General features: G+C 59.9%; 14 protein-coding genes. 9 read left to right on the top strand and 5 right to left on the bottom strand.

Features of this window, described 5'->3' with window-relative positions; all coding sequences use genetic code 11:
* The 8 genes from DDE77_RS18050 to DDE77_RS18015 all read left to right on the top strand — a co-directional run bounded on the left by DDE77_RS18050 (window position 1) and on the right by DDE77_RS18015 (window position 8,341).
* Window positions 1–1,782 (top strand): ABC transporter substrate-binding protein, encoded by a 1,782-nt coding sequence (locus tag DDE77_RS18050; RefSeq protein WP_108398880.1) that lies wholly within the window; start codon window positions 1–3, stop codon window positions 1,780–1,782.
* A gap of 69 nt (window positions 1,783–1,851) precedes the next feature.
* Window positions 1,852–3,042, top strand: coding sequence for an enolase C-terminal domain-like protein (locus DDE77_RS18045; protein WP_108398879.1), 1,191 nt, complete (start codon window positions 1,852–1,854; stop codon window positions 3,040–3,042).
* 9 nt (window positions 3,043–3,051) lie between these two features.
* Window positions 3,052–4,062, top strand: coding sequence for an ABC transporter permease (locus DDE77_RS18040; RefSeq protein ID WP_108398878.1), 1,011 nt, complete (start codon window positions 3,052–3,054; stop codon window positions 4,060–4,062).
* A 2-nt stretch (window positions 4,063–4,064) separates the two neighbouring features.
* Window positions 4,065–4,916 carry an ABC transporter permease gene (locus DDE77_RS18035; protein ID WP_157959938.1) on the top strand — a complete coding sequence of 284 codons (852 nt, stop codon included), beginning with the start codon at window positions 4,065–4,067 and terminating at the stop codon, window positions 4,914–4,916.
* Window positions 4,916–5,767: an ABC transporter ATP-binding protein gene (locus tag DDE77_RS18030; protein ID WP_108398876.1), complete on the top strand. Its 852-nt coding sequence runs from the start codon at window positions 4,916–4,918 to the stop codon at window positions 5,765–5,767. The genes DDE77_RS18035 and DDE77_RS18030 overlap by 1 nt, the downstream gene beginning before the upstream one ends.
* Window positions 5,768–5,769: 2 nt before the next feature.
* Window positions 5,770–6,723, top strand: a complete 954-nt coding sequence (locus tag DDE77_RS18025; RefSeq protein ID WP_108398875.1) for an ABC transporter ATP-binding protein — start codon at window positions 5,770–5,772, stop codon at window positions 6,721–6,723.
* The gene (locus tag DDE77_RS18020) at window positions 6,720–7,595 is read left to right on the top strand and encodes an amidohydrolase family protein (protein WP_108398874.1); all 876 of its coding nucleotides are present in this window, start codon (window positions 6,720–6,722) and stop codon (window positions 7,593–7,595) included. Before DDE77_RS18025 ends, DDE77_RS18020 begins: the two co-directional genes overlap by 4 nt.
* Complete coding sequence (locus DDE77_RS18015; RefSeq protein ID WP_108398873.1) at window positions 7,595–8,341, top strand: SDR family NAD(P)-dependent oxidoreductase; 747 nt, start codon at window positions 7,595–7,597, stop codon at window positions 8,339–8,341. Before DDE77_RS18020 ends, DDE77_RS18015 begins: the two co-directional genes overlap by 1 nt.
* A 225-nt stretch (window positions 8,342–8,566) precedes the next feature.
* On the opposite strand, the gene DDE77_RS18010 is transcribed toward DDE77_RS18015, so the two are convergent.
* From DDE77_RS18010 to DDE77_RS17990, 5 genes are read right to left on the bottom strand one after another with little or no spacing between them, the layout of a single operon-like run.
* Complete coding sequence (locus DDE77_RS18010; protein ID WP_108398872.1) at window positions 8,567–9,640, bottom strand: ABC transporter ATP-binding protein; 1,074 nt, start codon at window positions 9,638–9,640, stop codon at window positions 8,567–8,569.
* 11 nt (window positions 9,641–9,651) lie between these two features.
* On the bottom strand, window positions 9,652–10,701 hold the full coding sequence (locus DDE77_RS18005; protein ID WP_108398871.1) for a mannonate dehydratase: 1,050 nt from the start codon (window positions 10,699–10,701) through the stop codon (window positions 9,652–9,654).
* Between the two features lie 27 nt (window positions 10,702–10,728).
* On the bottom strand, window positions 10,729–11,616 hold the full coding sequence (locus DDE77_RS18000; RefSeq protein ID WP_108398870.1) for a carbohydrate ABC transporter permease: 888 nt from the start codon (window positions 11,614–11,616) through the stop codon (window positions 10,729–10,731).
* Window positions 11,613–12,527, bottom strand: coding sequence for a carbohydrate ABC transporter permease (locus DDE77_RS17995; protein WP_108398869.1), 915 nt, complete (start codon window positions 12,525–12,527; stop codon window positions 11,613–11,615). Before DDE77_RS17995 ends, DDE77_RS18000 begins: the two co-directional genes overlap by 4 nt.
* 54 nt (window positions 12,528–12,581) lie before the next feature.
* On the bottom strand, window positions 12,582–13,904 hold the full coding sequence (locus DDE77_RS17990; RefSeq protein ID WP_108398868.1) for an ABC transporter substrate-binding protein: 1,323 nt from the start codon (window positions 13,902–13,904) through the stop codon (window positions 12,582–12,584).
* A gap of 185 nt (window positions 13,905–14,089) precedes the next feature.
* Between DDE77_RS17990 and DDE77_RS17985 the strand changes: the two genes are divergently transcribed.
* Window positions 14,090–14,740, top strand: a complete 651-nt coding sequence (locus DDE77_RS17985; protein WP_108398867.1) for a GntR family transcriptional regulator — start codon at window positions 14,090–14,092, stop codon at window positions 14,738–14,740.
* The last annotated feature ends 297 nt before the right edge of the window (window positions 14,741–15,037 follow it).

Raw genomic sequence — 15,037 nt, 5'->3', positions numbered from 1 at the left:
ATGAGCACCAAACCAAACCTGAGACGGCAGTTGTTCCGGCTTGCGGGCGCCAGCGCGCTCGCCGGGCTGATGATGGGCACCAGCCTTGCCACCGCACAATCCCTTCCGGATGTGCCGCGGAACCGCACATTGATCAGCCAAGGCTGGGATTTCCACAATCAGGTCCCCGCGCCTGACAATTTCAATCCCTATGCCGGCGTGCTGCTGCACCAGCGCAACAGCCTGCATTACACCGTTAACGAAGCGCTGTTCTATACCAACCACAACACCAACGAGCTGATCCCTTGGCAGGCCGAGGGCTACACCTACAACGACGATTTCACCGAAATCACCATCAAGCTGCGCGACGGAGTCAAATGGAGCGATGGTGAAGCCTTGGATGCCGAGGACGTCGCCTTCACCTTCGACATGTTAAAGGGCGCCGCGCCGGACCTGATGTTCTCCTCGGCTATTGCCGAATGGGTGAAGTCGGCCGGGGTCGTTGATCCCCTGACCGTCAAGGTGACCCTGAACAAGGCCGGCCCGCGCTGGGCGGCCGATTTCCTTGCCACGGGCCAGTCGACGCGCTTTGTCGTGGTGCCCAAGCATATCTGGGAAGGTCAGGATCCCATGACCTTTAACAATCTCGACCTCGAAAAGGGCTGGCCGGTGGGCACCGGGCCATTCAAGCTGGTCAAGGCCGATGCGAGTTCGGTGATCTATGATCTGCGCGACAGCTGGTGGGCTGTTGATGCGGGCGTCGCCAAGGCCGTGCCACAGGTGCAGCGCATGGTTTATGTTCCAGCGACCCAGGAAGCGATGCCGCAGCTGTTTGCCGGCAATCAGATCGATATGGGCCGCTCCATCCAGCCCGGGCAGTTCGAAGCCATCCGCTTCCAGAACCCGGGCCTGGTGTCATGGAATGCGCAAGGCCCGGTCTGGGGGGCCCCCGATGGCTGCACCTTCGCCATCCGCTTCAACACCCAGCAGGCGCCCTTCGACAACGTAGCCCTGCGCCAGGCCATCAATGCCGCCGTGGATCGCAGCCAGGTGGTGAACCTGGCCTATGAAGGGTCCGTTGCCGAAGCCGTGTTGCCGATGTCGTCCTATCAGGGCCTGGTCGATTATGTGGATCAGCTCACCGAGGTGCCCGGCGTCGCCGATTTGAACTCGCACAGCCCCGAGAAGGTGGCCGGGCTGATGGAAGGCGCCGGCTTCACCCGGAATGCCAACGGCAAATGGGCCAATGCGGATGGCAGTCCCTTGCAGATCGAGCTGCAGGTCGCCCAGGGCGATCCGATCGGCCCGGTGCTGTCCCAGCAGTTGCAGACGGCCGGCTTTGATTCCCTGCTGTCGGTGCAGCAGGGCACGGCCCTGACCGACGCCATGGTGGCTGGCAATTTCCAGATGAATATCGGCCCCCATTGCGGCAGCCTTTACGATCCCTGGCAGACGCTGGAGCACTTCCACTCCAAATACGCCGCCGCCCCGGGCGAAAGCTCTACGAACCTGCGGGCTCCGACGCGCTACGCCAATCCCGAACTGGACGCCCTTCTCGACCAGATGGAGCAGATGCAGCCTTCGCCGGACAATGCGGACTATGTGGAACTGGTCAAGCAGGCGACGGCGATCTTTGCCCGCGACCTGCCGGAGATTTCCTTGGCCGAGGAATTCCACACCCTAGTGTTCAACTCCACCTACTGGACCGGCTATCCCAATGCCGAAAACCCCTATGTGGCACCCTATCTGCCCTGGGAAGGCTTTGCCCTTGTGGTTCACAACCTGACTCCCACCCAGCCCTGAGGCCATCAAGGGGGCGGAGTGCCGCCTCCTCCTTCTTCCAGCATTCGAACACTCCGAGGGTAATCCTTGATGGCTAAAATCCAGAAGATCCAAGCCTTTGCAATCCGCAGCGAGATGGTAGGAGCCCTCTACAAAGGCGATCTGGGTACCGAAAGGACCCCCCCCAAGCGTCCGCCTTGGACGGCCGGGGCGGAAGTCGCAGGGCCGATGTCGGGCTATGAACGCTTCAAGAGACTGCGCTCCACCTGGCGCTATGACGGCCCGGTGGGCTGTCTGGTCACGGCCGATGACGGCACCACCGGCTTTGGCGTCACCCGTAACGGCCAGCCCGTGATCAGCCTCATCAACGAGCACTTCGCGCCCCTGCTTGTCGGCGAGAACGCCATGGCCACCGACCGTGTCTGGGACATGATGATGCGCATGTCCATGCCCTATGGCTCGGGGGGGCTGACATCCTATGCCATCAGCGCGGTTGATCTGGCGCTGTGGGACCTCAAGGGCAAGCTGCTCAACACGCCGGTTTATGAACTGGCGGGAGGACCAGCCCGGGAGAACCAGTTCTGCTATGCGACGGGCAACGACACCGAATGGCACATGGAGCTTGGCTTTGCCGCCACTAAGCTGGCCTGCCCCTACGGTTTGTTCGACGGCCTGGACGCGATCTCCAAGAACGAGGACCTGGTGGCAAGGACCCGCGAGCTGATCGGGCCCGACGTGGAACTGATGCTCGACTGCTGGATGGCTTTCGACGTGGAATTCGCCGTTCGCCTGGCCGAACGCCTGCGCCCCCTGGGCCTGCGCTGGATCGAGGATTGCCTCAACCCCGACAACCTCGATGCCCATGAAACCTTGCGCCGCCGCGTGCCCTTCATGTCGCTGGCCACCGGCGAGCACTGGTACACCCAGTTTCCGTTTGCCCACGCTGCCAAGCGGGGGCTGGCCGACATTTTCCAGCCCGACATCTGCTGGGTCGGCGGCTTCACCGCCTGCCAGCGCATCAATCACTTGGCCGAAGCGTCCGGCATCGAAGTGATGCTACATGCCGGCATGAATACCCCCTATGGCCAGCATTTCAGCTTTGCCAATGCGAATGTGCGCTGGGGAGAGTATTTCGTGGGCGCCGGTGCCGGCGTGCCGCTCAAGGAAACGCTGGTGTTTCCCGGGATGGCCGTGCCGGAGAATGGCCGCCTCGTGCCCAATGACGCGCCCGGTTTCGGGCTTGGCCTTACCGAAGACCTGTTAGAAGCCATGCGGGCATAGGCGGACGCGATGACAGCGAACTATTGGGATTATGTCGCGCGCCGGTTTGGCATCATGCTGCTGGTGGTGTTTCTGGCGGTGTCGATCAATTTCGCTCTGCCGCGCCTGATGCCGGGCGATCCGATCGAGAACCAGCTCAACCAGCTGATGGCCTCGGGCGGCGGTGCCATGGGCGATGTGGGCGCGATGGTCGCCTCCTACCGCGCCCGGTTCGGGCTCGATCAGTCCATCGTCACGCAGTACCTGGCCTATTGGCAGTCGGTGTTTAGCCTCGACCTGGGCTTTTCGCTGACCAACTACCCCGAACGGGTGGGAGACGCCATTCTGGCCGGACTGCCCTGGACGCTGGGTCTATTGGGCTTTGCGACACTGGTCAGCTTCACGGTCGGGACCTTGCTGGGCGGCCTGATGGGCTGGCCGCGCAGTCCCCGGCTCCTCAAGAGCTTCGGCTCGGGCGTGCTGCTGCTGTCCTCCGTCCCTTACTTCCTGATTGGCATGATCCTGCTTTACTTTTTTGCGGTGGTGTTCAGGATTTTCCCGGCCGGTGGGGGCATGCCGTTCGGCATGAGCGCGGGCTTCAATCTGGAAACCATCCGCGCCATTGCTTGGCACGCCACCCTGCCGCTCCTGTCGATCATCATCGCCGAGATCGGCGCCTGGGCCATCGGCATGCGCGGCATGATGGTATCGGTGCTCGGCGAAGACTACATCGCGCTGGCCGACGCCAAGGGACTCAGGCCAAGGCGCATTTTCCTGCGCTACGGCATGCGCAATGCCCTGCTGCCGCAGATGACCAAGCTGGCCATGGCGCTGGGTCATATTGTTTCGGGGGCCATTCTGGTGGAGGTCATCTTCTCCTATCCCGGCATTGGCTTCCGGCTCTACCAGGCCATCCAGTCCAAGGATTACTTCGTGGTCCAGGGCATCGTGCTGCTGCTGTCGGTTTCGATCGCCATCGCCATGTTCATCCTTGATTTGATCTACCCGCTGATCGATCCGCGCATCGCGAAGGGAAAATGACCATGGGCCGCTTCTCTTCCTTTGCTGCCGAGCTCGCGCGCAACAAGACCCTGTTGCTGGGGCTGTTGCTGTTGCTGACCATCTGCCTTCTGGCCGTGCTGGGTCCGTTTTTCGTTGATTTCGCCAATAGCCGCGTCGGCGCAACCATTCCCCGCTCCCCGCCAACGCCAGAACACTGGTTCGGCACCGACGGACAAGGTCGCGACATGTTCACTGTGATGATCCTCGCCATGCCCCAAACGCTGCGCATCGGCATCACGGCCGGTTTGATCAGCCTCTCGGTCGGGGTAGCTCTAGGGCTGGTTGCCGGATTCGCGGGCGGCTGGGTGGACACGGTGATCCGTCTTGCCTCCGATGTGATGATGACCATTCCAGGCATCGCCATTCTCGTGCTGGTAGCGGCCAATGTCCGCGAAATGACAGTGGAGTTGATGGCGGTGATCGTTGCCACCCTGTCCTGGATGGTGGCCGCGCGCACCATCAGGGCGCAGACCCTGTCGCTGCGCGAGCGCGGCTATGTGCAGGTGGCCCGCCTCAACGGCACATCCGGGCTCAAGCTCGTGTTCGTCGAGGTGCTGCCCAATCTGCTGCCTTTTATCGCCGCCAGCTTCGTGATCACCGTATCCAATGCCATGCTCGCTACGGTCGGCCTTGAAGCATTGGGCCTTGGCCCGCAAAACGAGCTGACGCTGGGCATGACCATCTACTGGGCCCAGTTCTACGGCGCCATCATCCGCGGCATGTGGTGGTGGTGGGGGCCGCCTATCCTGACTATTGCCACGATCTTTGTGGGGCTGATGCTGACCTCTGCAGGCATGGATTCTTTTGTCAACAAGCGGCTGGGGGCTAATTGATGAGCGTGCCCGTTGTCGAGGTCGACCAGCTGGTCATAGACTATGGCACCCGGGGTGGCGTCTTTCGTGCCGTCGATGATGTCAGCTTCTCGCTCAACCCGGGCGAGCGCTTCGGGCTCGTGGGCGAGTCCGGCTCGGGCAAGTCCACCACCATCCTGGCGCTGATGCGCATGCTGCGAGGCGGGCGGGTGAGTTCGGGCCGGATGCGCCTCAACGGGCGCGATCTTGCGGAGGTTTCGGATGCCGAGTATCGCAGCCTGCGCTTTGCCGAGATTTCGCTGGTGCCCCAGGGCGCCATGAGCTCACTCAACCCCGTGCTGCGCATTGGCGAGCAGATGGGCGACATATTCGACGATCATGGTGTGCGCCACACCCGGGGGCAGCGGGCCACAATTATCCGCGAGCTTCTCACGCAGGTGGGGCTGCCGCCCGAGGTGCGCCATCGCTACCCGCATGAGCTCTCGGGGGGCATGAAGCAGCGCGTCTGCATCGCCATGGGCATCGCCCTAAGGCCCTCGCTAATCCTGGCCGACGAGCCCACGAGCGCCCTTGACGTGATCGTGCAAAAGCAGGTGCTCGCTACGCTCGGCCGTGTCCAGCAGGATCTCGGCGCCGCCGTCATTCTGATCGGCCACGACATGGCCCTCATGGCCCATTTCGTCACGCGGCTTGGGGTGATGTACAAGGGCAAGCTGGTTGAAACGGGTTCGGTGCGCGACATCTTCGCCAATCCCCAGCACGATTACACCAGAATGCTAATCAACTCCCTGCCCTCCTTTGACCGGCTCAAATCCTTCCGTTCCGGCGCGGCACGGCCGGTGCGACCCGCCGCATTCCAGGAAGGAGTGTGACCATGAACAAGCTCCTTGAAGTGCGGGCGGCCTCCGTCTCCTTCTCTGGCAAGCAAGCTCTTGCCAATGTGTCGTTGGCTGCAGGTGGCGCTCATCCCGCCATCACGGCAGTGGTGGGCGAAAGCGGCAGTGGCAAGACCACGCTGCTGCGCATGCTGCTGGGCTTTCAGCATCCCACCAGCGGCGAAGTGATCTATGACGGCCAGCCCCTCACCAGGATGGACGGGGCGGCACAAAAGCGGTTCCGACGTGAAGTCCAGGCCATCTTCCAGGATCCGTTCGACGCCTTTAATCCTTTCTACAAGATCGATCATCCGCTGTTGGCGCCGCTCAAGGCCTTCGGGCTTTCCGCTTCGCGCGACCAGTCTTACGACAGGATTGAAAAAACACTGCGCAGCGTCGGGCTCAATCCGGCACAGACGCTGGGAAAATATCCGCACCAGATTTCGGGTGGACAGCGCCAGCGGGTGATGATCGCTCGCGCGCTGCTGCTTGAACCCCAGATCATTCTGGCAGACGAACCCGTGTCCATGGTCGATGCCTCGCTGCGCTCGACCATTCTCGAGATTCTTTACGAGCTCAATCGCAGCCGGGGCATTTCGCTGATCTATGTCACCCACGACCTGACTACGGCCTATCAGGTGGCCGACTCCATCGTGGTGCTGCATGGCGGCCAGATTATGGAAGTTGGCGCCACCGAAGAGGTCATCCACGATCCTGCCCATCCCTATACCCGCTCGCTGATCGAAGCGGTACCCTCCCCTGATCCCGACACGCCGTGGAACCTGAATCAAGCCCGCCCGCCAGTGTTGGCGCCCCGGGACCAAGTGCTGCTTTACCCCACCGGGCCGCACCGTGCCGTCGCCGCGCCTGCTCGCGCCGGCGAGATTGCTGTGACCGCCGCGCAGATCCAGTTAGCGGTCAGTCAGGCCAAAGCAGACGCAGTGGTTGCATGATCATCGACGCCCATACCCATGTTTGGGAGCACTGGCCCTACCAGTCGCTCGTTCCCGATCCGGGGACCCGCGCCCGCGTCGAACAGTTGCTGTTCGAGATGGACCAGAACGGAGTGGAGCGGGCGGTGGTCATCTGTGCCCGGATCGGGGATAATGCGCATAATGTGGACTATGCCTACGAAGCCTCCGCACGTCACCCTGGACGCCTCCTCGTGTTCCCAGACCTTGAATGCCGATGGGCGCCTGATTTTCGGACCCCCGGCGCCGTGCAACGGCTCGAGCAGGCCCTGAGTCGCTGGGACTTTGCTGGCTTCACCCAATATCTGGACGCAAGCGAGGACGGCAGTTGGCTGACCGGGCCAGAGGGCTTGCCCTTCATGCATTTGGCGGCCGAGCGATCACTGCTTGTGAGCATGTCGGCGCTTCCCCACCAGATGGAGGCCGTGCGCGCGCTCGCTATCCAGCTACCCTCGCTGCACATCCTGCTGCACCACCTCGCCCATATGGGCGACCGCCACGCCGATGGCGCTCATTCCGGCACACCAGTCATCTCGCTGGCCGACTGTCCTAATATCCACCTCAAATATTCAGGCATGGGCAACATCACCCTGCCGCCGCAGGAATTTCCTTATCCCGATGCACAATCCCAATGGGCGCCCGTACTGGCAGCCTTTGGAGCTGACCGCATCATCTGGGGATCGGACTACCCGGTCTGCCTTCGCCACATGACTTATGGGCAGACCGTTTCCATGCTGACGCGCCATGCTCCGTTCCCAGCCGGGGCGCACAAGGCCATTCTCCACGACAACATGGCACGCTTGCTGCGGGGCGCAGGCGCCGTTCTCGAACAGTTCGACACAGGAAGACCATGATGAACACCATAGACCTTTCCAACCAAACAGCCGTTGTCACCGGGGGTGCGCAGGGGCTCGGATTCGCTATGGCCAAGCGGCTACTCAACAGCGGCGCCAGAGTCAGCCTCTGGGACCTTGATCCCGATCTGCTGGCCAGTGCGGTTGCAGCCTTAGGCCCGGGCGCCTCCAGCGTCGCGGTCGACATCACCGACCTGCCCGGCCTTGTGGCTGCGCATGCCGAGGTCGAGGCGGCGGTCGGGCCGGTGTCCATCCTCGTCAACTCAGCCGGTATTGCTGGCACCAACGCAGCGCTTGAAGACTATGATCCGGATGAATGGCGCCGAGTTGTGGAGATCAACCTCAACGGCACTTTCTATGTGAACAAGGTCTTCATCGGATCGATGAAGGCGCACAACTATGGCCGTATCGTCAATATTTCTTCAGTCGCTGGGAAGGAGGGCAATCCCAATCTCTCAGCTTATTCCGCCGCCAAGGCAGGAGTGATCGGGCTCACCAAGTCGCTCGGTAAGGAACTGGCCAAGTACAACATAGCCGTCAATGCAATCACACCGGCCACCGCCAGGACCCGCATACTCGAGACCCTCACGCCCGAATTCATTGAGTACATGCTGGTCCGCATCCCACGGGGCCGGTTCCTCGAAGTGGATGAGGCCGCCGCCATGGTTGCCTGGCTGGTCTCACGGGAAAACAGCTTCACGACCGCTAGTGTTTTCGATCTTTCCGGCGGGCGAACCACGTACTGATCGGCGCCCGCAAGCCGGCAAGAACCTTAGGGGGCGACAAACCCCAATCCATAGTGATCAATCACGCCACAGGAGTGGCTGCAGCCAACCTCAATCCAAAAGGAGCCGGGTGTTACGTGACGGCTTTCAGGACGGCATGTCCGTATAGCTGCCGGGAGAAACGTGCGGTGATGGTGCCGAATTGGCCTAATGGCGCAAGCCGTTAGCCATCGAACCTCTATAGCCTCAAAGCCGCCTGCCGGTATTCGGCTCGAATAGGTGAAGGCGGCCTGGTTGGATGGCCAATGGCAGGGGCTTGCCAACGGTTGCGTTCATGCGGTCGCGAATTAGCACCAGCAGGTCAGTACTACCGATACGCGTTGTGATCAGCGTATCAGCGCCCGTTGGCTCGAGCACGACAACATCTGCATTGAAGGAGGCGTCGCCGGTCGGATCGACAACAATGTGCTCTGGGCGTATCCCCAGCAACAAGGGTTGCCCGGCCTCCCCCACCGTCCCTGGCGGCAGCTGCAGACTGCCGCCTCCAGCAAGGTCAAAAATAGCCGTGCTGTTCTCCCGCCGGATTTGACCAGGAAGGATATTCATGGCCGGCGAACCCAGGAAGCCTGCAACAAAGGTGTTGGCCGGACGATCATATAGGTCTAGTGGTGCACCAACCTGTTCAACTACCCCGGAATGCATGACGACGATGCGATCGGCCATCGTCATGGCTTCGATTTGGTCATGAGTGACATAGACCGTGGTGGTCCTGAGCCGCTGGTGCAGTTCCTTGATTTCGGAGCGCATAGCGACGCGTAGCTTGGCGTCCAGGTTTGACAAGGGCTCGTCGAATAGGAAGACCTTCGGATCTCGCACGATGGCGCGGCCCATGGCAACGCGTTGACGCTGGCCACCAGACAGTTGTGAGGGGCGGCGGTAGAGCAACGGCTTCAGATCGAGTATGTCAGCCGCCGCGTTTACCCGTTTCGCAATCTCCTCCTTTGACCGGCCAGCTAGCTTAAGCGCGTAACCCATGTTCTCGGCAACGTTCTTGTGCGGATAAAGAGCATAGTTTTGGAACACCATGGCGATGTCCCGCGCTCGTGGTGGCAGGTCATTAACCACGCGGTCACCGATCTCGATCTCGCCACTGGTTATGGTTTCAAGCCCTGCAATCATGCGCAGCAGCGTGGACTTACCGCATCCGGAGGGTCCAACAAGAATGACGAACTCTCCATCGGGTATTTCGATGGAAACCCCGTGTAGGACCGGGACGCTACCGTAAGATTTGCGGACGTCGCGAATAGTGAGGTTCGCCATAGAGTATCCTTTCAGGCTGCCCGTAAGAACTCTGCCATACGAAGCAATCCCTGCATGTAGCCGATTGCATGAGCGCGCCCGCGATGGTTCCAAGTGCTGTCGTCATCCATCTTGGGCACGTGGTCATCGAGCAAGAAACCATCAAAACCACTCTTGGCGAGCAGCACCATTACCTCAGCAGGGTCGAAGTTTCCGTCGCCTATGAAGCACTCCGTGAAGTCGGGAACGGACCCCTGTACATCGCGGAAGTGGATGTAGGCGATGGCACCCTTTGGTCCAAAATACTCGATCATCTCAGTAACATTGACCTTGCCGCCCGACATTTCGGAGCAGCAGCCAAGACATAGGTCAAGGGCCCAGGCCTTGCTTCCTCCGGCCAGCTCGTAGGCGCGCTTGAAGCCTTCTTGCCGATAGAACAGACGAGCGACTCCCCCCAACATCGGCACCGGAGGATCATCCGGATGCAATGCAAGTCGAATGCCCTCTTCCTCTGCAACTGGGAGTACGGCTTTGATGAAGTATTCGTAATTGGCCCACATTTCTTCTTCGGTGATCACGGCCTCTTCCTTGCTCTTGAGCGGCATGGAAAAGGCGTGTCCCAATGTGGTCGGCATATAAGAACGCAGAGTTTCAAGGTCAGTAGAATTTGCGTCGACAACCGCCATATCGAACCGGCGGGCCAAGGCGCCTCCGCGGGTGGGCGCGTTGCGATCTGTGCTCCAAACTGAGTTGGGCATGAAGTGATAGCCTAGAATTGGCACGCCGGCCCGTGCCACTGCCCGGATGGTGGTCCGGTAGTTCTCAATCTGCTCGTCGCGGCCTTCCAGACCCAGCATAGCCTTGTGATAAAAGTGCGTGGGCACATTCTCAATCGCTTCGAACTTCAGCCCTGCCGCTTCCACCTTTTGAACCAAGGCCCGAAGGTCCTTTTCCTCCCAGCGGGTCTCTCCTGGCAAGCTGGGATTGTTCATTTGGATGCCCGTGGCGCCAATTTGAGCGGCGAAGCGGAGGCGTTCGTCCGTAAGATCATGAAACTGGCCAACTGCGATGCGGATAGTCATTGTAAGGTCCTTAAGAAGTGAGAACGTTCAGCCCTTGACGGAGCCTGCCGTCAGCCCCTGCACCATGAAGCGTTGGGCAACGAAATAGAGGATCATTAGAGGTAGCGAGGAGACGACGGCGCCGGCCATCAAGGGTCCCCAGGGGAGCACATCGGAAGTTATGAGGTAGTTGAGCGCCAGTGGTGCTGTGCGCTGACTTTCTGAAGTCACCAGCACTAGAGCAAACAGCAGCTCATTCCACGCTCCGGTGAAGACGAATATGGACACCGCGGCGATCCCGGGCGCGGACAACGGGAGCACGATACGAAAAAGGGCACCCATCCGGCTCAATCCGTCAATCAACCCCTGTTCCTCAAGCTCCCGCGGTACACCTCGGAAATAACCCTGCAATAGCCAGGTCGCTAGCGGTACCGAGAAGGCGAGATCAACCAGGATCAGCCCTTGCAAGCTATTGGACAGACCTAGCTGCGCCATAAGGATGGACAAGGGGATGAACAGCAATGAACCGGGCGTCAAATAGGCGAAGAGGATTAGTCGGCCGATAACGCCTTTGAAGCGGTAGCGGAAGCGAACCATCGAATACGCCGCAAACGCAGAGAAGATTACCGAGATCACAGTCACCGTTGTGGCAACGATCAGGCTGTTGAATATGGGATGGAGGAAGTTCTTGTCGAACAGCAGCGTATAGTAGTTGTCGAGTGTGAAGGCTTTCGGCCACAGCGAAGGCACACGGTAGATTTCGCGAGGTAGTTTGAGCGAGGTGATGACCATCCAGTAGACAGGGAACAGGATGAGCAGAACGGCTATGCCCAACGTGAGGTAGCTTAGCAGCCGGCCGAGGATCATACGCTGTCGTTCGCTCATGACCGAACCGCCCTTGCTGCGCACAGGCCCATCGGAACTCATGACTGTCATCGCTCGTCATCCCTCTGCATCACTGCCGTGACTGCGATAAGCAGCACAAGCAGCACAGGCATCATGGAGACCGAGACAGCGGCGGCTTCGCCGATGCGTTGCGTCTGCATTCCGAAGTAGGCCAGCACTGGGAAGACCATCGTAGCATCTGATGGACCGCCCTGGGTTAGCAGCCAAACGTGCTCAAACGCGTTGGCAGTCCAGATGGAGGAAAGGAGGGCCGTTACCAGAACGACCTGGCGGATGCCGGGGGCCGTAACCATCCAGAAGCGCTGCCAGGCATTAGCACCATCGACTCGGGCCGCCTCATACAGTTCCTTGGGGATCGATTGCAAAGCGGCGAGTATCGAGATGAACCAAAAGGGAAATCCACGCCAGACCGACGCCAAGATCACAGACGGCATAGCTGTCGGGCGCTGGCCGAGCCAATCGATAACGTGAGGGTAGATGCCGGTTTGGGTCAGCACAAGATTTAGGCCGCCGCCGACTGGCTGGTAAAGCACGCGCCAGGTGAGAAAGGCAACAAAGGCGGGCATGGCCCAGGGAAGCATCAGAAAGGAGCGGAACAAGCCACGTCCGGGCAACTGCTGATTAACCAGTAACGCGAGCCCCAGCCCAATGCCGAGCTTGAGAACGCCGGTGACGACCACAAGGAAGATTGTGTTTGATACGGCCGCGCCGAATGTTGCGCTGCGAGACAAATACTCGAAGTTGGCGAGCCCGACGAAATTGCCGACGCTGCCGATCACCCGATCGGTGAATGATACCCAGATGGCAAAGCCGAACGGATAGGCGACAAGCCCAATGATCAAAAGCAGCACCGGTACCACAAGCGCATAGGCAAAAAGGTGCGTACGACGGCTATCCGTTAGCCATTGCCGCCGCCGGCGGAAAACCGGAGTGTCGGTCATGAGATGCTCGCAACAGGGAGAGACCAGGCGGCGCTTGCCGCCCGGTTGTTAGGATCAATACTTGTCGTAGATCGCTTGGCCAGCTGCCTGCGCTTCATCCATGGCGCGGTCAAAGTCCCAGCCATCGATCACCACGCGTTGAGCCATCTTGGGAACGATGAAGTTCGCCATAAGGTCGGCGTAGGCAGAGTTGTAGACGTCTGGATATCCGGGAGCAGTACCCTTTTGAACAAGGTCGAGCAGGCCGGCGTGGATGGGGTCTTCCCCATTGAACGCTTCAAACCCTGCTTGTCCCTGAAGAACTGGACCATAGATAGCCAGCTTGTAGTACTCCTGAAGAAACTCAGGCTGCGACAGGTGCTCCAACAGAGCCATTGCTGCTTCTTGATTATCGCTTGTCGCCGAAACGGCGCGCACCTGTGGGGTGATGGGCGAGATGGTGCCCGTCGGACCCGCAGGCAGTGCCGAATACGCCGTAAACTCGTAAAGCTCAGGGTCATCGTTGCGGGCGGCAATTCCCACAGAGCCTGTGTTCGCGATGAAGGCTGCCTGGCCGGACAGATAGACCTGGTTATCACCAGCTCCGTCCCAAGTGGCATTGCCAGGTGGAAATACGCCGCGATCCCATGCATCTTTCAGCCAGGTAAGGTAGGCGCGAGTCTCGTCGGACTTGATGGTGACGTTCTCACCCGTTTCATCGGCAATGCGTCCACCATAGGACTGCAGAACCGAGACTTGCACATTGCCATCGCCAACATTGGACAGCGCCAGACCCAGCCCGGATACTGGCGGGGCGTTAACCGCCTCTGCCTGTGCCACGAGCTCCTCCCACGTCCCTGGCGCAGAGTCAAAACCCGCAGCCTCCAACAGATCAGTGCGACGCAGCAGCAAGTTACCCGAGGCGCCAAATGGGAGGCCGGTACGCCCGCCGGCCACCTCGGTTGTGTCGGTCGCCAGGTCGATCGACCCGTACCAGCCGCCTTGAGCTTCTCCTACACGATTGTAGAGCTCGTCCAGCGGAACGAAGACATTTTGGCGGGACATGATCATCAGCAGATCGAGGCTAAGATCGAGGGCATCAGGCATAGTGCCGGATTCCACCGCCGCGGAGACACGCTGAACGGTCTCATTCTGGTTGATCATCACAACTTCGGTTTGAACGCCATTGGCTTCGCCCCACTGGGTGATTGTGTCGGAAAGGAGCTGATTTGCTTCTTCCGAAAAGATCAAACCTCCCCAGTAAGTCAGCTGTGTGCCGGAATAGGGTTGGTCCTGACCAATAGCGAAGCCCGAGGTACCGGCCAACAATGCGCCCATTGCTACCGACATGAAGATACGGCGAGCGCGGTTGATCCTCCGCGGATGAACAAATTCCATAGCTCTCCTCCTTAACAGCGAGCATAAGCCCGCTGCGAAATAGCGACGTTGCGCGTTCAGATATATTTGTTACCTGATTTGAGGTAGGTTAAGTTGATAGTCTGCGCATTGTCAACATCGCGGTTGGTGAAGGTGACATCATTCGGGAAGATCGCTAAAGGCAGCGGTCGGACAAGGAAGCGGCAATGACCCGAGGCAGGAACACCTTAGCCCTAGCAAGTTTTTTCGATGCACTGATCGAGGGTCGCTTGGTCTTGGGGCAGACGTTGACTCAGGACGAGTTGGGCACGACCATCGGGCTCGGCCTGTCACGCATGCGTGAAGTTTCGGCGTTACTAGAAGCCGAAGGTCTGATCGAAATTCGCAAGAAACGGGGTCTGACCATATTCTATCCAGACGTCAAGTTCGTAGGTGGCACGTTTCAGTACCGCGAGATCCTAGAGCGCGAAGGACTTCGACGGTTCGTCGAGTCGGCGGATGAAGCATGGCTAAAGAGAATGCAGTGCGGACATAGGGACATCATCACTTTCGTGCAGAATAACCCTGATCCGCAGGCCTATCGGCTACCGGTGAAGGACCTTGAGGCGGAGTTCCACGGTGCGTTCATCGCGGCGCTTGGCAACGAGCAGGTGACGGTCAATTACCATCGAAATTCACAGAAGATGTACCTACTGCGTCTTCTCAATCCTGATGCGGTGGGTCCTAAAAACACGGTGAAGTCGATGCAGGAGCACCAGGCGGTGCTCGATGCCATCGCTGAGCGCAACGAGTCAGCCGCTGTAGAAGCACTTCAGCGACACATAAATGGGGTCCTGCATAGGATTCTGACGCACTGAGCCCGAGTTTCTCATCTCATCAATATCGCCGCCGGCGCTTGCTCCCTGTTAGACTTAAGCGGCCGCGGCGAGCGCCGTGCTGTTGAATTATCGCGGGCTTATGGGCCTGAACTGGCAATTCGAACGCCTCTTAAAGCATGCCGTGCAGCCGAATGGCATTCCGGGGCCGAGGAACTAACCCGCTGCGCGGGAGGGTGCGCGCGGTGAGATAACGGCAAGGCACCGGTCGCAACGGCTTGGTTGAGGATCGCCTGGTTCAGGAGTTCCCTTTTGGCTCCTTCAACCCAGGAGCCGAAC

This window comes from Devosia submarina (genome assembly GCF_003056345.1).
Taxonomy (GTDB): domain Bacteria; phylum Pseudomonadota; class Alphaproteobacteria; order Rhizobiales; family Devosiaceae; genus Devosia; species Devosia submarina.
This window is presented reverse-complemented; position numbering and strand designations above follow the sequence as displayed.